This is a genomic window from Kitasatospora sp. NPDC015120 (genome assembly GCF_043080305.1).
Classification (GTDB): domain Bacteria; phylum Actinomycetota; class Actinomycetes; order Streptomycetales; family Streptomycetaceae; genus Kitasatospora.
Genome location: NZ_JBIBVJ010000001.1, coordinates 721,899 through 741,598, shown reverse-complemented (window position 1 = coordinate 741,598; position 19,700 = coordinate 721,899). Strand labels below are relative to the sequence as shown.

Annotated in this window: 17 protein-coding genes; 6 read left to right on the top strand and 11 right to left on the bottom strand. The window is 72.9% G+C overall.

What is annotated here, in order from left to right; translation table 11 throughout:
* Positions 1-105 precede the first annotated feature (105 nt).
* Positions 106-399, bottom strand: coding sequence for a hypothetical protein (locus tag ACF1AK_RS03505; RefSeq protein WP_391497086.1), 294 nt, complete (start codon positions 397-399; stop codon positions 106-108).
* A gap of 54 nt (positions 400-453) precedes the next feature.
* Here ACF1AK_RS03505 and holA point away from each other — a divergent pair, with 54 nt between their 5' ends.
* Positions 454-1,455, top strand: a complete 1,002-nt coding sequence (gene holA / locus ACF1AK_RS03500; RefSeq protein WP_391497085.1) for a DNA polymerase III subunit delta — start codon at positions 454-456, stop codon at positions 1,453-1,455.
* A gap of 59 nt (positions 1,456-1,514) precedes the next feature.
* Here holA and ACF1AK_RS03495 read toward each other — a convergent pair whose 3' ends face one another.
* Positions 1,515-2,201 carry a hypothetical protein gene (locus ACF1AK_RS03495; RefSeq protein WP_391497084.1) on the bottom strand — a complete coding sequence of 229 codons (687 nt, stop codon included), beginning with the start codon at positions 2,199-2,201 and terminating at the stop codon, positions 1,515-1,517.
* A gap of 473 nt (positions 2,202-2,674) precedes the next feature.
* Positions 2,675-2,944, bottom strand: coding sequence for a 30S ribosomal protein S20 (gene rpsT / locus ACF1AK_RS03490; protein ID WP_350566336.1), 270 nt, complete (start codon positions 2,942-2,944; stop codon positions 2,675-2,677).
* A 297-nt stretch (positions 2,945-3,241) separates the two neighbouring features.
* On the opposite strand from rpsT, the gene lepA reads away from it, so the two are divergent.
* Complete coding sequence (lepA, locus tag ACF1AK_RS03485) at positions 3,242-5,113, top strand: translation elongation factor 4 (protein ID WP_391497083.1); 1,872 nt, start codon at positions 3,242-3,244, stop codon at positions 5,111-5,113.
* A 67-nt stretch (positions 5,114-5,180) separates the two neighbouring features.
* On the opposite strand, the gene ACF1AK_RS03480 is transcribed toward lepA, so the two are convergent.
* The 4 genes from ACF1AK_RS03480 to ACF1AK_RS03465 all read right to left on the bottom strand — a co-directional run bounded on the left by ACF1AK_RS03480 (position 5,181) and on the right by ACF1AK_RS03465 (position 11,283).
* Positions 5,181-6,248 (bottom strand): NAD(P)/FAD-dependent oxidoreductase, encoded by a 1,068-nt coding sequence (locus tag ACF1AK_RS03480; protein ID WP_391497082.1) that lies wholly within the window; start codon positions 6,246-6,248, stop codon positions 5,181-5,183.
* Between the two features lie 126 nt (positions 6,249-6,374).
* Positions 6,375-7,355, bottom strand: coding sequence for a sigma-70 family RNA polymerase sigma factor (locus tag ACF1AK_RS03475; protein WP_391497081.1), 981 nt, complete (start codon positions 7,353-7,355; stop codon positions 6,375-6,377).
* 155 nt (positions 7,356-7,510) lie between these two features.
* Entirely contained in the window at positions 7,511-9,409 is a 1,899-nt protein-coding gene (locus ACF1AK_RS03470) for an ABC transporter ATP-binding protein (RefSeq protein ID WP_391497348.1), read from the bottom strand.
* A 140-nt stretch (positions 9,410-9,549) separates the two neighbouring features.
* Entirely contained in the window at positions 9,550-11,283 is a 1,734-nt protein-coding gene (locus tag ACF1AK_RS03465; protein WP_391497080.1) for an ABC transporter ATP-binding protein, read from the bottom strand.
* Positions 11,284-11,608: 325 nt separating this feature from the next.
* Between ACF1AK_RS03465 and ACF1AK_RS03460 the strand changes: the two genes are divergently transcribed.
* Genes ACF1AK_RS03460 through ACF1AK_RS03450 form a run of 3 tightly spaced genes read left to right on the top strand, consistent with a single transcriptional unit; the run spans position 11,609 to position 15,110 of the window.
* On the top strand, positions 11,609-13,531 hold the full coding sequence (locus ACF1AK_RS03460; RefSeq protein ID WP_391497079.1) for an AMP-dependent synthetase/ligase: 1,923 nt from the start codon (positions 11,609-11,611) through the stop codon (positions 13,529-13,531).
* Positions 13,532-13,590: 59 nt separating this feature from the next.
* Positions 13,591-14,820, top strand: a complete 1,230-nt coding sequence (gene hemW, locus ACF1AK_RS03455) for a radical SAM family heme chaperone HemW (RefSeq protein ID WP_391497078.1) — start codon at positions 13,591-13,593, stop codon at positions 14,818-14,820.
* A gap of 41 nt (positions 14,821-14,861) precedes the next feature.
* On the top strand, positions 14,862-15,110 hold the full coding sequence (locus ACF1AK_RS03450) for a hypothetical protein (protein ID WP_391497077.1): 249 nt from the start codon (positions 14,862-14,864) through the stop codon (positions 15,108-15,110).
* Here the strand turns inward: ACF1AK_RS03450 and ACF1AK_RS03445 are convergent.
* The 4 genes from ACF1AK_RS03445 to htpX all read right to left on the bottom strand — a co-directional run bounded on the left by ACF1AK_RS03445 (position 15,101) and on the right by htpX (position 18,361).
* Positions 15,101-15,934 carry a DUF3097 domain-containing protein gene (locus ACF1AK_RS03445; protein ID WP_391497076.1) on the bottom strand — a complete coding sequence of 278 codons (834 nt, stop codon included), beginning with the start codon at positions 15,932-15,934 and terminating at the stop codon, positions 15,101-15,103. The genes ACF1AK_RS03450 and ACF1AK_RS03445 overlap by 10 nt on opposite strands.
* 20 nt (positions 15,935-15,954) lie before the next feature.
* A complete protein-coding gene (locus ACF1AK_RS03440; protein WP_391497075.1) occupies positions 15,955-16,725 on the bottom strand; it encodes a DUF2785 domain-containing protein in 771 nt (256 codons plus the stop codon).
* Positions 16,726-16,767: 42 nt separating this feature from the next.
* Positions 16,768-17,355, bottom strand: coding sequence for a hypothetical protein (locus tag ACF1AK_RS03435; RefSeq protein WP_391497074.1), 588 nt, complete (start codon positions 17,353-17,355; stop codon positions 16,768-16,770).
* An 85-nt stretch (positions 17,356-17,440) separates the two neighbouring features.
* Positions 17,441-18,361 carry a zinc metalloprotease HtpX gene (gene htpX / locus ACF1AK_RS03430; RefSeq protein ID WP_391497073.1) on the bottom strand — a complete coding sequence of 307 codons (921 nt, stop codon included), beginning with the start codon at positions 18,359-18,361 and terminating at the stop codon, positions 17,441-17,443.
* A 276-nt stretch (positions 18,362-18,637) separates the two neighbouring features.
* Here htpX and hrcA point away from each other — a divergent pair, with 276 nt between their 5' ends.
* Complete coding sequence (hrcA, locus tag ACF1AK_RS03425) at positions 18,638-19,672, top strand: heat-inducible transcriptional repressor HrcA (RefSeq protein WP_391497072.1); 1,035 nt, start codon at positions 18,638-18,640, stop codon at positions 19,670-19,672.
* The last annotated feature ends 28 nt before the right edge of the window (positions 19,673-19,700 follow it).

The following is a 19,700-nucleotide window of genomic DNA, read 5'->3' as shown; positions in this document are numbered from 1 at the left end:
GGGGGGGGGGGGCGCGGGGGGGGGGGGGGGTGGGGGGGGGGGGCCGGGGGGGGGGGCGGGGGGGGGGGGGGGGCGGGGGGGGGGCCCCCCCCCCCACTCCGGGGATCAGTGCTCCTCGCGCCAGCCCTCGTGAGAGGCGGCGACGGTGTCGAGGGCCTGGAGAAGCGCAGCGGTCCATCCCGCCTCGGGCGGTTCGACGACCACCAGCCACTGGGCGTCCTCGGCGTCGTCCTCCCCGGCCAGGGCGTCGCGGACGATGTCGAGCTCGCCGAGGTCCGGATGGTCCGCGCCGATCTCCTCCGCGGCCTCCTCGGCGGCGTCGCGGTCGGGCAGGACGAGCAGTTGCCGGGCGTGCGGGTCGTCATCGGCCGGCAGGTCGGTGGTGGGGTCTTCGGTCACCCGCCCATTCTCCAGGGACGGAGCTGTCCGTCCCCCGTGGGATGCTGGTAGGCGATGGCCAGGAAGAGTGCACCCGACGACCTGCTCGCCCCGCTGACCCTCGCGGTCGGCCAGGAGGAGCTGCTGCTGGACCGCGCGGTCGCCCAGGTGGTGGCCGCGGCGAAGGCCGCCGACCCGGACACCGACGTGCGGGACCTCCCGCCGGGCGGCCTGCAGCCGGGCAGCCTGGCCGAGCTGACCACCCCGTCGCTCTTCGCCGAGCGCAAGGTCATCGTGGTCAGGGCCGCCCAGGACCTCTCCGCCGACTCCGTCAAGGAGGTCAAGGCGTACATCGAGGCTCCCGCCGAAGAAGTGATCATGGTGCTGGTGCACGCGGGCGGCGCCAAGGGCAAGGGCCTGCTGGACGCGGGCCGCAAGGCGGGCGGCCGCGAGGTGGCCTGCGCCAAGCTGGCCAAGGCGAGCGAGCGGCTGGCCTTCGTCCGAGGAGAGTTCCGCACGCTCGGCCGCTCGGCGACGCCGGAGGCCTGCCAGGCCCTGCTGGACGCGCTCGGCAGCGACCTGCGCGAGCTCGCGGCCGCGTGCAGCCAGCTCACCTCCGACGTCGAGGGCGCCATCGACGAGACCGTGGTGGCCCGCTACTACAGCGGCCGCGCCGAGGCGACCGGCTTCGAGGTGGCGGACCTGGCCGTCACCGGCCGGGCCGCCGAGGCGCTGGAGCGGCTGCGCTGGGCGCTGGCGGTCGGCCAGCCGCCCACCGGCATCACCTACGCCCTGGCCTCCGGCGTGCGCAGCATCGGCCGGCTGGCGACCACCGGGCGGAACATGCGCCCGGCGGACCTGGCGCGCGAGCTGGGCATGCCGCCGTGGAAGGTCGAGCGGGTCCGCCAGCAGATGCGCGGCTGGACGGGCGACGCCGTGGCCGCCGCCCTGACCGCGATCGCCCAGGCGGACGCCGCCGTCAAGGGCGGCTCCGACGACCCGGCCTTCGCGCTGGAGCGGGCCGTCGTCGCCGTGGCGAGGGCCGCCCGGGCCGGCTCCCGGACGCCGTCGTACTGAGCCGGCGGGCCGGCACCCCGGCACGGCCCCTCGCGGCCCCTCACGGCCGGCACGGCCCGTCACGGCCCGCCGATCGCCTTGAGCATGTCCCGGGTGTCGTCGAGCATGGCCTTGCGCACGGTCTCGCGGTCCAGCGTGTGGTTCTTGCCGACCTGGTAGTTGTCCGTCCAGTACAGCGAGTACGTCATGGCGCCGTCGCGGACTTGCAAGTAGTAGTTGATGTCGTGGAAGGTCTTGTCCGTGCTGGTCGGCTCGTCGCCGTAGGCGAAGTAGGCCTCCTCGCCCAGGCCCGGAGCGTCGGTGATCTCGTACTTCTGCTGCTCGAAGTAGTGCCGCACGGCGGCGAACTCGGGGACGGAGTCGACCGCCTTGTGCAGCTCGGCCCGGATGTCGAGGGTGGCGTACTCGGGGGTCTCGCTGCCGTCGGGCGTGCGCTTCATCAGGGCGTAGCAGCGCATGACGTCCATGGACTCGCTGCGCCCGGTGTGCTCCAGCGGATAGTTGTCGACCATCTTGTACTTGCCGCGGAACGCGGTGAGCTTGCCCGCGTCGCAGATCCTGTCGACGGCGTGGTAGCCGCGGACGCTCTTCGCGGCCGAGGCGGAACCGCCGTCGACGATGCCGGGCACCAGCACGACGGTGCCCGTCCAGACCACCGACGCCAGGATCGCGCCGGTGAACGCCCACACCGCGTTGCGCCGCAGCCCGCCGCCCCGCCCGCCGCCCGCCGCAGGACCCCCGCCCACCGCAGCACCGCCGGGCGTGCTGGGCAGACCGGGCGGCGGCCCGAAGCCGGGAGGACTGGTCGGCGCCGGCGGCTGCGGCTGCTGCGGGAATCCGGCGAAGCCGGGTCCGCCCTGCGGTGGCGGTGGCGGTGGCGGTGACGGCGGTGTCCCCAATGTGTGCCCCCCTCGGGCCCTCGACGCGGGTGCCGGTCACCCGGGACCCTACCGTTCCCACCGGAGGCCGGGACAGGCACCGCGGAGGTCCGCCCGCCCCGGTCCGTGCGTGCGAAACGCGCACTGCCCGGCCGGTGGGGAACCGGCCGGGCAGTGGTGGGAAGGCCTGCGAGCAGGCACTTCCGGTCAATCTGTGGGCACCGCACCCGCGTGGCGAACGCAGGCCGCGTGCGGTGCGAAGTGTGCTGCGCCTCGGGTTTCCGGGTAGAGGGCCGGGTCGTCCCGAGGGGGGCGGGGCCGTCGAGGCGGCCCCGGGGGCGTCAGGCCTGGGCGGCCGCGTTGACGCGCTTGGTGATGGCCGACTTCTTGTTGGCGGCCTGGTTGGCGTGGATGACGCCCTTGCTCACGGCCTTGTCCAGCGCCTTGGAGGCGGCGCGGGCCAGCTCGGTGGCCTTCTCGGTCTCGCCGGCGGCAGCGGCCTCACGGGCCTTGCGCAGGGCGGTCTTCAGCGAGGACTTGACGGCCTTGTTGCGCAGGCGCGCCTTCTCGTTGGTCTTGTTGCGCTTGATCTGGGACTTGATGTTCGCCACGAAAGAGCCTCAGTCTGTGTCATCGGTTCTGGGGTCCCCCCGGCCGGAGGCTGGGGGAGGGCTGCACCGCGCGGCCGTCGGACCAGCTGAGAGGGCATGCCGAGGCCAGGTGCAGCGCCCAACGCTACCAGGGGCGCCCGGTCCGGCCCAAACCGGGCGCTGGCGCGCGGCCCGCTCGCGGGAAGTGGGAAGATGGGAGGAACTATCTCGATCGGACGACCGTCCGGTCGCCCGGGAAGCCGGTCAGCGATGATCCGGACACCCCCGGCCCCCGGACCAACGGAGAATCGGACCAAGGTGCCCGCGACCCCCAGCAATGTGCCAGAGCCCAGCCGTACCGACCCGGCGCTGATCCGCAACTTCTGCATCATCGCCCACATCGACCACGGCAAGTCGACGCTCGCCGACCGGATGCTGCAGATCACCGGTGTGGTCGACCCGCGGCAGATGCGCGCCCAGTACCTCGACCGGATGGACATCGAGCGCGAGCGCGGCATCACCATCAAGTCGCAGGCCGTCCGACTCCCCTGGGCGCCGAAGACCGGCCCGAACGCCGGCAGCACGCACATCCTCAACATGATCGACACCCCGGGCCACGTGGACTTCACGTACGAGGTGTCCCGGTCCCTCGCGGCCTGCGAGGGCACCATCCTGGTCGTCGACGCGGCCCAGGGCATCGAGGCGCAGACCCTCGCCAACCTGTACCTGGCGCTGGAGAACGACCTCACGATCGTCCCGGTGCTGAACAAGATCGACCTTCCGGCCGCCCAGCCGGAGAAGTACGCCGAGGAGATCGCGCACATCATCGGCTGCGACCCGGGCGACGTCCTGAAGGTCAGCGCCAAGACCGGTCTGGGCGTCGAGGACCTGCTGGACCACATCGTCAACACCGTCCCGGCCCCGGTCGGCGTCGCGGAGGCCCCGGCCCGCGCGATGATCTTCGACTCGGTGTACGACGCCTACCGCGGCGTGGTCACCTACGTCCGGGTGGTCGACGGCCAGCTGAACAAGCGCGAGCGCATCGCCATGATGTCCACCGGCGCGACCCACGAGCTGCTGGAGATCGGCGTCATCTCGCCGGAGCCGAAGGTCGCCGACGGCCTGGGCGTCGGCGAGGTGGGCTACATCATCACCGGTGTGAAGGACGTCCGGCAGTCCAAGGTCGGTGACACCATCACCTCGCAGCACAAGGGTGCCACCGAGGCGCTGGGCGGCTACAAGGACCCGCGCCCGATGGTGTTCTCCGGCCTGTACCCGCTGGACGGCTCGGACTACCCGCTGCTGCGCGACGCGCTGGACAAGCTGCGGCTGAACGACGCGGCCCTGGTGTACGAGCCGGAGACCTCGGTGGCGCTCGGCTTCGGCTACCGCTGCGGCTTCCTCGGCCTGCTGCATCTGGAGATCATCCGGGAGCGCCTGGAGCGCGAGTTCAACCTCGACCTCATCTCCACCGCCCCGAACGTGATCTACCGGGTGATCATGGAGGACGGCACCGAGCACACCGTCACCAACCCGAGCGAGTTCCCCACCGGCAAGATCGCCGAGGTGTACGAGCCGGTCGTGCGCGGCACCATCCTGGCGCCCAACGAGTTCGTCGGCGCGATCATGGAGCTGTGCCAGTCCCGCCGCGGCAACCTCCAGGGCATGGACTACCTGTCCGAGGACCGGGTCGAGCTGCGCTACACCCTGCCGCTCGCCGAGATCGTCTTCGACTTCTTCGACCAGCTGAAGTCCAAGACCCGCGGCTATGCCTCGCTCGACTACGAGCCCATCGGCGAGCAGACCGCCAACCTGGTGAAGGTCGACATCCTGCTGCACGGCGACGCGGTCGACGCGTTCTCCGCGATCGTGCACAAGGACAAGGCCTACGGCTACGGCGTGATGATGGCCGGAAAGCTGCAGAAGCTGATCCCGCGCCAGCAGTTCGAGGTGCCGATCCAGGCCGCGATCGGCTCGCGGGTGATCGCCCGCGAGACCGTCCGCGCGATCCGCAAGGACGTCCTCGCCAAGTGCTACGGCGGTGACATCTCCCGCAAACGGAAGCTGTTGGAGAAGCAGAAGGAGGGCAAGAAGCGGATGAAGATGGTCGGCCGCGTGGAGGTCCCGCAGGAGGCCTTCATCGCCGCGCTGTCCACCGACGCCGAGGCGCCCAAGGGCGAGAAGAAGTAACGGCGGCGGCGCCGCGGGGGCCCGGGACGCACGACGCGTCCCGGGCCCCCGCGCGTGTCCCCGCCGCTCAGCGCAGCGACATCACGACGCTCCTGAGGATCGCCGCCTTGGCCAGCCGCCCGGCCCGCCCGGTGAGCACGGCGGGCCGCATCGAGTCGTCGCCGTGGATGAACTGCAGCAGTCCGTCGCGCCGCCCGAGGCTCAGGCACTGCACGACGTAGCGGAAGGCGAACGGCTGGTCGGTGCGCCCGGTGAGCACCTTGCCGAGGTACTGGCCCTGCGGCAGGGCGGTCGCGCAGCCCATCCGCAGGGTGCCGGTGCCGGGGACGGTGACCTCGGCGGCGTCGCCGATCACGTACACGTCGGGGTGCGAGACCGACCGCAGGTGGTCGTCGACGACCGCCCGCCCGGCGGGGGTGACGGCGAGGCCGGCCTCGGCGGCCAGCGGCTGCGGCTCCATCGAGGCGGCCCAGACGACCAGGTCGGCGTCGATCCGGCCGGCGGCGGTGGTCAGGCCCCCGGCGTCGACGGCGGTGACGGCGGCGTGCTCGTGGATCGCGACGCCGAGTCCGCGCAGCACCTGGTGGACGTGGTCGTGGCCCTTGGCCGAGAACCAGCCGCCGACCTCCCCGGCGGCGACGATCCGCACGGTCCAGCGGGGGTGGGCCTCGGCGAGTTCGGCGGCCAGCTCGATGCCGGTGGCGCCGCCGCCGACCACCGCGACGGTGCCGGGGCGCGGCGCGGTGCGCAGCCGCTCGGCGATCTCGGCGGCCCGCTCCACGGGGTGGGCGTGTTCGGCGGCGCCGGGGACGTCGTGCCAGGCGGTGCGGCTGCCGAGGGCGTAGACGAGGGTGTCGTAGGCGAGGGTGTCACCGTTGTCGAGGAGGACCTTGCGCCCGGCGAGGTCGAGTTCGGTGGCGCGGGCCCGGACGTGCCGCACGCCGCGGCCGCGCAGCACCTCGGCGACGGCGGGCCGGCGCACCGGCAGGCCGGCGCTGGTCTCGTGCTGGCGGATGCGGTGCAGGATGCGGCTCTCGGGGGCGATCAGGGTCACCCGGCCGCGCTTGCCGGCCCGGGTCGCTGCGGCGAGGCCCGCGTAGCCGGCACCCAGTACGACGATCTGCTTCTCGGTCATGTCGTCCGCTCCTTCGTGGCGCCGTCGGTGGCGTCCTCTCGCGTGTCCCCGGGTGGCCGGGGAGCGCTTCTCCGGGTGTTCGGAAGGGGGACGACGGTGCCCGCGGGAGTGTGACGGTGACCTGCGTCACACCTCCGGGTCGGGGGCGGGGGCGTTGAGGTGGGTGAGCTTCTCCGGGTTGACCACGGCGTAGGCCTCGGTGATCCGGCCGTCGGCGACGGCGAAGGCCAGTACGCCGCCGATCACGCCCGGCTGCGCGTACCAGACCAGGCCGGGCTCGCCGTTGACCGACGCGAACGCCAGCGCCTCGGCGGTGACCCACTTGGCGACGAGGCCCAGGACGAGCCGGGAGACCTTCTCGGCGCCGAGCACCGGGCGGGCGCCGGCGGAGACGACGCCGCCGCCGTCGGAGTGCCAGACGATGTCGGGGTCGAGGACGGCGAGCAGGCCCTCGATGTCGCCGCGGACGCTGGCGGCGGTGAACGCCTCGACGGCCTGCCGGTGCTCGGCGGGATCGGCGGCGGTGCGGCGCCCGCCGTCCTTGATCCGGCGCCGGGCGCGGGAGGCGAGCTGGCGGGTGGCGTCGGGGCTGCGCTCCAGGGTGGCGGCGATCTCGTCGAAGCCGACGGCGAAGACGTCGTGCAGGACGAACGCGGCGCGTTCGGCGGGGGTGAGCTGTTCGAGGACGGCGAGCAGCGCGAGCGAGACGGATTCGCCGCGTTCGGCGAGCTCGGCGGGGGAGGCGGGGGCGTCCTGGTAGGAGAGGGACGGCTCGGGCAGCCATTCGCCGAAGTAGGACTCGCGCCGGGCCCGGGCGGAGCCGAGCTGGTCGTAGCAGAGGCGGGTGACGACGGTGGTGAGGTAGGCGCGGGGGTCGGCGACGGCGTCGCGGTCGGCGGCGCGCCAGCGCAGCCAGGCCTCCTGGAGGACGTCCTCGGCGTCGGTGAAGGAGCCGAGCATCCGGTAGGCGACGGAGCCGAGGTAACGCCGGTGGGTCTCGAAGACGTCCGGGCCGTCGGCGGCGGGCCCGCGGGCGTCCGCACCGGTGACGGCGGCGGGTCCGGTGGCGTCCGGCGCGGCGGCGGTTGTCGACGGTTCGTCACTCACGCCCCCACCGTAGCGTCCGCCGCTCCGGCGGCCGCGGGCGCGGGGCCCGGACGCGCAGGGATCGCGGCCCGCCGGGGAGCCCGGTCCGGACGCGCGGGAGCCCGGGCCGGACGCACCGTTCGTCCGCCCCGGGCTCCCCCCGGCGGGCCGTGACGCTACTCGACCTCGGCGACCGCCTCGGCGAACTGCGCCTGGTAGAGCCGGGCGTAGGCCCCGTCGGCGGCGATCAGCTCGTCGTGGCCGCCCTGCTCGACGATGGAGCCGTTCTCCATGACGAGGATGACGTCGGCGTCCCGGATGGTGGAGAGCCGGTGCGCGATGACGAAGCTGGTGCGCCCGGTGCGCAGCCGGGCCATGGCCCGCTGGATGAGCACCTCGGTGCGGGTGTCGACGGAGCTGGTGGCCTCGTCGAGGACGAGGATCGAGGGCTGGGCGAGGAAGGCGCGGGCGATGGTGATGAGCTGCTTCTCGCCGGCGCTGACACCGGTGCCCTCGTCGTCGATGACGGTGTCGTAGCCCTCGGGCAGGGTGCGCACGAAGCGGTCGACGTGGGCGGCCCTGGCGGCCTCGACGACCTGTTCGCGGGTGGCTCCGTCGGCGCCGTAGGCGATGTTGTCGGCGATGGTGCCGCCGAACAGCCAGGTGTCCTGGAGGACCATGCCGATGCCGGAGCGCAGGTCCTCGCGGGACATGGCGGCGATGTCGACGCCGTCGAGGGTGATCCGCCCGGAGCTGACCTCGTAGAACCGCATCAGCAGGTTGACCATGGTGGTCTTGCCGGCGCCGGTGGGGCCGACGATGGCCACGGTCTGGCCGGGTTCGACCTTGAGCGAGAGGTCCTCGATGAGCGGCTTGTCGGGGTCGTAGCGGAAGGCGACGTCCTGGAAGACGACCCGGCCGCGCAGGGTGTCGGGGCGTTCGGGCATGGCCGGTTCGGGGGTCTGCTCGGGGGCGTCGAGGAGTTCGAAGACGCGCTCGGCGGAGGCGACGCCGGACTGCACCAGGTTGGCCATGCTGGCGACCTGGGTGAGCGGCTGGCTGAACTGGCGGGAGTACTGGATGAACGCCTGGACGTCGCCGATGGACAGCGCGCCGCCGGCCACCCGCAGGCCGCCGACGACGGCGATCAGCACGTACTGGAGGTTGCCGATGAGCATCATCGCGGGCTGGATGATGCCGGAGATGAACTGGGCCTTGAAGCTGGAGGCGTAGAGGGCCTCGTTGTGCTCGCGGAAGGTCTCCGCGGACTCCTTCTGCCGGCCGAAGACCTTGACCAGGGTGTGGCCGGTGTACATCTCCTCGATGTGCGCGTTGAGCTGTCCGGTGGACTTCCACTGCTGGACGAACTGGGGCTGGGCGCGCTTGCCGACGCGGGTGGCGACGACGACGGACAGCGGGACGGCGATCAGCGCGATGAGGGCGAGCAGCCAGGAGATCCAGAACATCATGGCCAGCACGCCGACGACGGTGAGCAGCGAGTTGACCACCTGGCCCATGGTCTGCTGCATGGTCTGGCTGATGTTGTCGATGTCGTTGGTGACCCGGCTGAGGACTTCGCCGCGGGGCTGCTTGTCGAAGTAGCTGAGCGGCAGCCGGGCGAGCTTGGCCTCGGTGTCCTGGCGCAGCCGGTAGCCGGCGCGCTGGATGGCGTGGGCGGCGAGGCGGCCCTGGACGACGCCGAAGACGGCGGCGGCGACGTAGATGGCGAGGACCCAGAGCAGGACGTCGCCGATGGCGCCGAAGTCCATGCCCTGGCCGGGGGTGAAGTCGACGGAGGAGAGCAGGTTGGCGAGGTCGCCGTCGCCGCGGGCGCGCAGGTCGTCGATGATCTGCTGCTTGGAGGCGTCGGCGGGGAAGCGGCCGCTGACGACGCCGGCGAAGATCAGGTCGGTGGCGTGGCCGAGGATCCTGGGGCCGATGACGGCGGCGCCGATGCTGAGGACGCCGAGGGCGAGGACGCCGGCGATGAGGGCGCGTTCGGGGCGCAGCAGTTTGAGCAGCCGTTTGCCGGAGCCCTTGAAGTCCATGGACTTCTCGGCGCCCTGGCCGCCCATGAAGCGTCCGGGGCCGGCGGGGCCGCGGCGGGCGGCGGCGGCCTGGGAGTCGCCGGCCGGCCGGGGCGGGGGGGCCTTGTCGGACCCGGGAGCCTTGCCGGGGCCGGCCGCGGATCCGGCCGTGGGCCTGTCGGGGCTGGTCACGCCGCCTCCTGCTCGGTGAGCTGGGAGAGCACGATCTCCCGGTACGTGGGGTTGCCGGCCATCAGCTCGCCGTGGGTGCCGCTGCCGACGACGGCGCCCTCGTCCAGGACGATGATCCGGTCGGCGTCGCGGATGGTGGAGACGCGCTGGGCGACGATGACCACGGTGGCCTCGGAGGTCTCGCGGGCGAGGGCCTTGCGCAGCCTGGCGTCGGTGGCGTAGTCGAGCGCGGAGAAGGAGTCGTCGAACAGGTAGACGTCGGGGCGGCGCACCAGGGTGCGGGCGATGGCCAGGCGCTGGCGCTGGCCGCCGGAGACGTTGCCGCCGCCCTGGGAGATGGGGGCGTCCAGGCCTTCGGGGAGCTGTTCGACGAATTCCCTGGCCTGGGCGATCTCCAGGGCGTGCCAGAGTTCCTCGTCGGTGGCGTCGGGCCGGCCGTAGCGCAGGTTGCTGGCGACGGTGCCGGAGAACAGGTAGGGCTTCTGGGGGACGAGTCCGACGCTGTCGGCGAGCGCCGCGGGGGCGAGTTCGCGGACGTCGACGCCGCCGAGCAGGACCTGGCCGGAGGTGGCGTCGAAGAGCCGGGGGACGAGGCCGAGCAGGGTGGACTTCCCGCTGCCGGTGGAGCCGATGACGGCGGTGGTCTCGCCGGGGCGGGCGGTGATGCCGATGCCGCGCAGCACGGAGGCCTCGGCGCCGGGGTAGCGGAAGTCGACGTCGCGCAGTTCGAGGTGGCCGCGGCGCAGCACCTCGGTGACGGGGGCGGAGGGGGGCACGACGCTGGAGGAGGTGTCGAGGACCTCCTGGATGCGTTCGGCGCAGACCTCGGCGCGCGGCACCATCATGAACATGAAGGTGGCCATCATGACGCTCATGAGGATCTGCAGCAGGTAGGAGAGGAACGCGGTGAGGGCGCCGATCTCCATGTCGCCGCTGTTGATCCGGTGGGCGCCGAACCACAGGACGGCGACGCTGGAGACGTTGACGACGAGCATGACGCCGGGGAACAGGTAGGCCATCAGCCGGCCGACCTGCAGCGAGACGTCGGTGAGGTCCTCGTTGGCGCCGGCGAACCGGTTCTGCTCGTGGTCGTCCTTGACGAAGGCGCGGATGACCCGGATGCCGGTGATCTGCTCGCGCAGCACCCGGTTCACGGTGTCGATCCTCTCCTGCATGCTGCGGAAGCGCGGGCGCAGCCGGCGGACCAGGGCGGCGACGACGACGCCGAGGGCGGGGACGACGGCGAGCAGCAGTCCGGAGAGCGGCACGTCCTGGTTGAGGGCCATGATGATGCCGCCGACGCACATGATCGGTGCGGCGACCATCAGGGTGAACGACATCAGGACCAGCATCTGGACCTGCTGGACGTCGTTGGTGGTGCGGGTGATCAGGGAGGGGGCGCCGAACTGGCCCACCTCGCGGGCGGAGAAGCCCTGGACGCGGTCGAAGACGGCGGCCCGGACGTCGCGGCCGACGGCCATGGCGGTGCGGGCGCCGTAGTAGACGGCGCAGATCGAGCAGACGGTCTGGAGGAGGGTGACGCCGATCATCACGGCGCCCACGCGCAGGATGTAGCCGGTGTCCCCCTTGACCACTCCGCCGTCGATGATGTCGGCGTTGAGCGTGGGCAGGTAGAGCAGCCCGAGGGTGGAGACCAGCTGGAGCAGCACCAGCAGGGTGATCGGTCGGGTGTAGGGGCGTAGGTACGCCCTGAGCAGTCTGATCAGCACTGGCTCACTCTTGTCGTCGGCGGCGGCTTTGGCATCCCAATTCTCGTCGGTCGGGGGTCCGGCACCGGAGATTCCGGGCAAGCGAGCCGGATCTTTGTCCAGTCCTTTGCCGAACGGGCCGGGGTGCGCGCGGGTGCCCTGCACCGCCGGTCCGCGGCGGTGCCAGGTCGGTCCGCCCTCTTACGGAATGACCGGTTTCCCCCTAGGCTGCTGGCAGCCCTCTTGTTACTCGCCGGTACCGGTTCCGGCCGGCAGGGGGCCGGCGACCGCCCCCACGGACGTCACATCCTTCAGACAGACGGCCACCCGCTCCCGGAGGTCCTCGTTGAGTTCCGCGCAGTCCCTGATCGACTCCGGCCGTACCGACATCGTCGCCGGGCGCCCCGCCTCCGTCGCCCACCTGTTCCAGGAACGGGTCGCGCTGACGCCCGGCGGCGAGGCGTACCGCTACCCCGTCCCGGTGGACGAGCACGCGGCGGACAGCACCCCCGGCGCCGAGCAGTGGCGCTCGCTGACCTGGGCGCAGACCGCCGCCCGGGTGCACGCGGTGGCGGCCGGCCTGCTGTCGCTGGGCATCGAGGCCGAGGACCGGGTCGCGCTGGCCTCCTCCACCCGGCTGGAGTGGATCCTCGCCGACCTCGGCAACATGTGCGCGGGCGCGGCCACCACGGCCGTCTACCCGAGCACCAACGCCGACGAGACCGCGTTCATCCTCTCCGACTCCGGCTCCCGGGCCCTGTTCGCCGAGAACGCCGCCCAGCTGGACAAGGTGGTCGCCGAGCTGGACCGGCTGCCCGGGCTGGAGACGGTGATCCTGTTCGACGCGCCGGACGGGGCGCCGCGGGCGGGCCGGCTGCGGGTGATCACCCTCGCCGAGCTGGAGCGGCTCGGTGCCGAGCACCTGGCCGCCCACCCGGACGCCGTCGAGAAGGCGGTCGCCGCCCTCGACAAGGAGCAGCTCGCCACCCTGATCTACACCTCCGGCACCACCGGCCGCCCCAAGGGCGTGCGCCTGGTGCACGACTGCTGGGCCTACGAGGGGCGGGCGCAGGAGGCGAGCGGGCTGCTGGCCGCCGACGACGTGCAGTTCATGTGGCTGCCGCTGTCGCACGTGTTCGGCAAGACGCTGATCTCGGGGCAGATCGCGACCGGCCACGTGATGGCGGTGGACGGCCGGGTGGACCGGATCATCCACAACCTGCCGGTGATCCGCCCGACCATCATGGCCTCGGCGCCGCGGATCTTCGAGAAGGTCTACAACGGCATCGCCGGCAAGGCCCGGGCGGCGGGCGGCGCCAAGTACAGGATCTTCCAGTGGGCGGCGCGCACCGCCCGCGACCACGCCCGCGCGGTCCAGGACTCCCGGGTGGCGACCGGCGTGGGCACCGCCCCGGCGGCGCTGCGGATGAAGCACGCCCTCGCCGACAGGCTGGTGTACGCGAAGATCCGGGCCGCCTTCGGCGGGCGGCTGCGCGGGGCGGTGTCCGGCAGCGCGGCGCTGGCCCCGGAGATCGGCTACTTCTTCGTCGGCGCCGGGGTGCCGATCCTGGAGGGCTACGGCCTGTCCGAGACCAGCGCCGGCTCCTGCGTCAACCGGGCCGAGGACATCCGGGTGGGCACGGTGGGCCGTCCGCTGCCGGGCACCGAGGTGCGGATCGCCGAGGACGGCGAGATCCTGCTGCGCGGCCCCGGCGTCATGCGCGGCTACCACAACCTGCCGGAGAAGACCGCCGAGGTGCTGGAGGCGGACGGCTGGTTCCACACCGAGGACATCGGCGAGCTGTCCCCGGACGGCTTCCTGCGGATCACCGACCGCAAGAAGGACCTCTTCAAGACCTCCGGCGGCAAGTACGTCGCGCCGAGCGAGGTGGAGGGCCGGTTCAAGGCGGTCTGCCCGTTCGTCAGCAACATCCTGGTGATCGGCAACGGCCGCAACTACTGCACCGCGCTGATCGGCCTGGACGAGGCGGTGATCATGCCGTGGGCCGCCGAGCACGGCCTGGCCGGCAAGTCCTACGCCGAGGTGGTCGCCGACCCGGCCACCCACGCGCTGATCGACGGCTTCGTGCAGCGGCTCAACGGCCGGCTCCAGCGCTGGCAGACGATCAAGAAGTTCCACCTGCTGCCGCGCGACCTGGACATCGAGCACGGCGAGCTCACCCCGAGCCTGAAGATCAAGCGCCCGGTGGTGGAGCGGACCTACGCGGAGGCGGTCACCGCGATGTACGCGGGCGCCAACGAGGCCTGATCCGCCCGCCGTCCCGTACGGCCGGGGGGATCACCCCGGCCGTACGGGACAATGGGGTCATGCCCTCCGCACTTCCCGACGGCGAACCGGTGCCGTCCGACGGTTCCCTGCCCGCGCACGCCCTCGACGGGCTGGGCTCGCGGCCGTTCGGCTTCTACCTGCACGTGCCCTACTGCGCCAGCCGCTGCGGCTACTGCGACTTCAACACCTACACCGCCACCGAGCTGCGCTCCTCGGGCACCGTCGCCTCCCAGGAGACGTACGCGGACAACGTGGTCGCCGAGGTCCGGCTCGCCCGGCGGGTCCTCGGCGCGGACGCGCCGCCGGTGCGCACCGTCTTCCTCGGCGGCGGCACCCCGACCCTGCTGCCGGCCCGCGACCTGGTGCGGATGCTCGCCGCGATCCGCGAGGAGTTCGGGCTCGCCGACGGCGCCGAGGTGACCACCGAGGCCAACCCGGAGTCGGTGGACCCGGCGTACCTGGCGGAGCTGCGCGAGGGCGGTTACAACCGGATCTCCTTCGGCATGCAGTCGGCCCGCCCGCACGTGCTGCGGCTGCTGGACCGCCACCACACCCCCGGCCGCCCCGAGGCGTGCGTCGCCGAGGCCCGCGCGGCCGGCTTCGAGCACGTCAACCTCGACCTCATCTACGGCACCCCCGGGGAGTCCGACGACGACTGGCGGGCCTCGCTGGACGCCGCGATCGGCGCCGGCCCCGACCACGTCTCCGCCTACTCGCTGATCGTCGAGGAGGGCACCCGGCTGGCCGCCCGGGTGGGCCGCGGCGAGCTGCCGATGATCGACGACGACGTGCACGCCGACCGCTACCTGATCGCCGAGGAGGCGCTGAGCGCCGCCGGATACTCCTGGTACGAGGTCTCCAACTGGTCCACCACCCCCGAGGGCCGCTGCCGCCACAACGAGCTGTACTGGACCGGCGGCGACTGGTGGGGCGCCGGCCCCGGCGCGCACAGCCACGTCGGCGGCGTGCGCTGGTGGAACGCCAAGCACCCGGCCGCCTACGCCCGGGCCCTCGCCGAGCACCGCACCCCCGCCCAGGGCCGCGAGCGCCTGACCGCCGAGGACCGCCGCGTCGAGCGGATCCTGCTGGAACTGCGCCTCGCCGAGGGCATCGCGCTGGACCTGCTCACCGCCGCCGGCCGCGAGGCCGCCGCCCGTGCCCTCGCCGACGGCCTGCTCGCCCCCGCCCCCTACGAGCACGGCCGCGCCGCCCTCACCCTCCAGGGCCGCCTGCTGGCCGACGCGGTGGTGCGTGACCTGGTGGACTGAGTGTCGTTACCGTGGTGCCAGCCGTCGGAGGGAGCGCGCTGGTGTCCGGGACCAGCGTGCTGCGCGACTACCGGACCAAGCGGGAGCTCTATGCGGAGGGCACCGTTCCGGCCTACCTGATCGTCGATCCGATCAAGGGCGTCTGCGTGCTGCTCACCGAGCCGAGCCGGGCGGGGGCCTCGGGGCTGCCGGACTACGCGGTCGAGCGGACCACCAAGTTCGGCGAGCCCGTGCCGGTCGACCTGGTCGGGGTGGTCCTCGACACGTCGGAGTTCCGGACCTACTCCTGATCCGGGAGGGTGACGAAGTCGATCAGCTCCTCGACGCGGCCCAGCAGCTCGGGCTCCAGGTCCTTGTAGGAGTTCACCTTCGACAGGATGCGCTTCCAGGCGGCGGGGGTGTCCTCGGGCCAGCCGAGGCGGCGGCAGGTGCCGAGCTTGAAGTCCTCGCCGCGGGGGACGGCGGGCCAGGCGGGGATGCCGACGGAGGAGGGCTTCACGGCCTGCCAGACGTCGATGTAGGGGTGGCCGACGACCAGGACGTGCGGGCCGGTGACCCGGGCGGCGATGCGGTGCTCCTTGGTGCCGGGGAGCAGGTGGTCGACCAGGACGCCGAGGCGCCGGCCCGGGCCGGGGGCGAAGCCGGCGACGATCGCGGGCAGGTCGTCGACGCCCTCCAGGTACTCGACGACCACGCCCTCGATCCGCAGGTCGTCGCCCCAGACCCGCTCCACCAGCTCGGCGTCGTGCCGGCCCTCGACGTAGATCCGCGACTCGCGCGCCACCCGGGCCCGGGCGCCGGGGACGGCGACCGAGCCGGAGGCGGTGCGCCCGGGGGTGCGCGCGGGGGCCGGGCCCGAGGGCCGCACCAGGGTGACCGTCCGGCCCTCCAGCAGGAAGCCGCGCGGCACCAGCGGGAAGACCCGGCGCTTGCCGAACCGGTCCTCCAGGGTGACGGTGAAGCCCTCGGCGGTCTTCTCGCAGCGCACCACCGCGCCGCAGAAGCCGCTCGCCGCCTCCTCCACCACCAGGTCCCGCTCGGCGGGCACCTCCGGGGCGGGGGCCTGCTTCTTCCACGGCGGGGTCAGATCGGGTCCGTAATGACGGCTGCGCATTCCACGGAGTCTACGAGGCGTCAGCCGAGGTAGTACGAGGTGTTGACCGCCAGCACCTCGGCGAGTCGCTCGCGCAGGGCGCCGGCATGGCGCAGCGCCAGCGGCTCGGCGCCCGGGGCCGGGCGCACACCGCGGTCGCTGAGCAGGTACACCACCCGCAGGGTGCGCAGGGTGTTGGAGACGGTCGCGGGCACGACGCCGGGCCGGCGCCGTCCGGCGGCGGCGATCGGGTCGAGCCAGGCCAGCGCCTGGTGCTCGGTCAGCTCCGGGCGGGTGAGGACCTGGCCGATCGCCCGGCCGAGGCGGTCGTCCTCCATGGCGTCCAGGACGTGGTCGGTGGGGGCGAGCAGCCGGGCGCCGGCCAGCTCCAGCAGCGGCGCCGGGTCGGCCACCAGCGGGCTGCGGCCGAGGGCGCCCAGCAGGTCGGCGCCGTGCGCGACGGCGTGCAGCCAGCCGAGCTGCGGGTCCCAGCCGCGCAGGTCGCTCTCGGTGAGGTACCAGTGGGCGAAGGCGTCCAGCCAGGCGGGGCGGTGGGCGCCGGCGTCGACGAGTTCGGCGAGGACCAGCGGGGCGAAGGTGCGGGCCTGGATCTCGGGGTCGGACAGCCGTTCGGCCATCTCGTCGCCGAGGGCGAGGCGCTGCTGCGGGGTGAGCAGGGGCACCCAGCGGCACAGCTGCTCGTAGGCGTGGGTGTCACGGGTCTCGGGGTCGGGGGAGCGCAGGGCGGCGCTCACCGCGGCGAGCAGCTCGGGGGTGGGGGCGGCGGTCTCGATCCCGGTCCAGTCGATCATGGTCGGACCCTAGGGGGAGCGGACCGTCGCGGCCATCGGTTTTCACAGCCCCGGCGCGCCCCAGACCGGGAACCAGCGGGTGAGGTCCTTCTCCAGCCGCAGATCGTTGCCGAGCATCGCGTTGACCTCCAGCTCCAGCGGGCTGTCGCGCTTCTCCCCGCCGCCCGGCAGCGGCGCGAACGGGTAGAAGGTGCCGCGCTTGTAGAGGTAGACCAGGGCCAGCGGGCGCCGGCCGGTGGCGTCGCGGAAGCCGACCAGCGAGCAGAGCAGCTGCGGCCCGAAGCCGTTCGCCTCCAGTTCGCTGTTGACCGCGTGCAGGTCGTTGACGAGCTCCGGCAGTTCCCCGGGGGCGTGCCGGGCGAGCAGCCAGGAGTAGCCGTAGTCGTCCGTGGACGCCTCGACGGGGACGCCGCCGCGCCCGGTGTCGGCGTCGAGCAGCGCCCGGACCTGGCGTTCGACCTCGTCGAAGGCCCCGCCCTCGACGGAGGCGAAGCAGACCGAGCCGAGCCCCGTGGGCCGCAGGCCCGCCCCGGCCTCCAGGGTCAGCGCGGCGGACGGCACCCCGAACAGCTGGTCGAGGTCGGGCTTGACGGGCTTGGTGCGGCCGAACAGCGCGTCCAGGATTCCCACGGCGGTCCTTCCGGAAGGAGGGTCAACGGGGCAGCGGGCAGGGGGTCGGCGGGGCAAGGGGTCGGCGGGGCAAGGGGGCAGCGGGTCAGCGGCCGAGCCGCTCGGAGATCCGCGCGAGCTGGTCCAGCCGCTGCTCCAGGGTCGGATGGGTGGAGAACAGCCGGGCGCCGGCCTCCCGGGCGCTCAGCGCGGGGGCGAAGTAGAAGGCGTTGTAGGGCTGCGCCTGGCGCAGGTCCTTGGTCGGGATGGCGGCGATCCGGCCGGTCACCTTGGTGAGCGCGGAGGCCAGCGCGCTGGGACGGCCGGTGAGCTGGGCGGCGGCCCGGTCGGCGGCCAGCTCGCGGTAGCGGGAGAGCAGCCGGGTCAGCAGGAAACTGATCGCGTACACCGCGATCGACACCAGCGGGATGACCAGCGCGACGATCGCGGCGTTGGAGTCGTTGCTGTTGCGCCCGCCGCCCATGAAGCCGCCGTACACGGCGATCCTGGTCATCGCGCCGGCCAGCACCCCGAGGAAGCCGGCCACCGTCATCACGGCGACGTCCCGGTGGGCGACGTGGGACAGCTCGTGGGCGAGCACGCCCTCCAGTTCCTCCGGCTCCAGGCGGCCCAGCAGCCCGGTGGTGACGCAGACCACCGCCTTCTGCGGGTTGCGGCCGGTGGCGAAGGCGTTCGGCATGTCGTTGCGGGCGACGGCGACCCGGGGTTTGGGCATGTCGGCGAGCGCGCAGAGCCGGTCGACGGCGCCGTGCAGCTGCGGGTACTGCTCCGGGGTGACCGGGTGGGCGCCCATGGCCCGTTCGGTGATCCTGTCGCTGAACCAGAACTGGGCGACGAACAGACCGCCGGAGACCAGGACGATGACCGGCCAGGCGCCGCGCAACAGGGCGATCAGCAGCCCGGTGAATCCGACGTACAGGAGCCCGATCAGGAACATCGTCCCCACCATCCGGCCGGTCAGGCCGCGGTCGGGGGCGAAACGGGTGTGCTGGCCCGAGGTCGACATCGCTGTTCCTCCGTTCGCCGTCCGCTTTCGATGCTGCCACCCGGGCGGGCCCGCGGCATCATCCGCGGGCCGCCGGACTGCGGGCAGGATCACTCCGGCCGGGCCGTTCCTGCGGTCGGACCCGGGCCTTACACTGGCAGGTACGGTTCTGGCACTCGGATGGTCGGAGTGCCAAGGCCGGGGCCCTGCGGGGCCGGCCCGGACAGCTCGAATGCGGACACATGCCCCAAGGGCATGTCACAACGGACAACGCGTGAAGACGGAGGTGCGTGCCCCATGGCCGGTGAGGTCCGTCAGCTCGACGACCGCAAGCTCGCGGTGCTTCGCGCGATCGTCCAGGACTACGTGGGGACGGAGGAGCCGGTGGGCTCCAAGGCCCTGGTGGACCGCCACAACCTCGGGGTCTCCCCGGCCACCGTCCGCAACGACATGGCCGCGCTGGAGGAGGAGGGCTACATCCACCAGCCGCACACCAGCGCCGGGCGCATCCCCACCGACAAGGGCTACCGGCTGTTCGTCGACAAGCTGGCCGAGGTCAAGCCGATGAGCGCGCCCGAGCGGCGGGCGATCCGGCACTTCCTGGACGGCGCGGTGGACCTCGACGACGTGGTCGCCCGCACCGTGCGGCTGCTGGCCCAGCTGACCCGCCAGGTCGCGGTGGTGCAGTACCCCTCGCTGAGCCGCTCCACGGTGCGGCACATCGAGCTGGTCGCGCTGGCCCCGGCGAAGGTGATGCTGGTGCTGATCACCAACACCGGCCGGGTCGAGCAGCGGCTGGTGGACTGCCCCGGCACGGTCGGCGAGACCCTGCTGGCGGACCTGCGGGCCCGGATCAACGCGCGGGCCGCCGGCCAGCGCCTGCCGGACGTCCCCGGGCTGCTGGAGGAACTGCCCGCACTGTTCGAGTCGGCCGACCGGCCGACGGTGACGACGGTGCTGGCGACGCTCTTCGAGACGCTCGCGGAGCAGAGCGAGGAGCGGATCATGCTGGCCGGCACGGCCAACCTGACCCGTTTCGGCCACGACTTCCCGCTGACCATCCAGCCGGTGCTGGAGGCCCTGGAGGAGCAGGTCGTCCTGCTCCGCCTCCTGGGTGAGACCGCGGACGCCGGGATGACGGTCCGGATCGGCCGCGAGAACGCCTACGAGGGGCTGAATTCCACGTCGGTCGTCTCGGTCGGTTACGGTTCGGGCGACGAGAGCGTGGCCAAACTGGGTGTGATCGGTCCGACCCGGATGGACTATCCGGGCACAATGGGGGCGGTGCGAGCGGTGGCACGGTACGTGGGCCAGATCCTGGCCGAGTCGTAGGGACGGACCGTTAAGACTCTTAACGGCC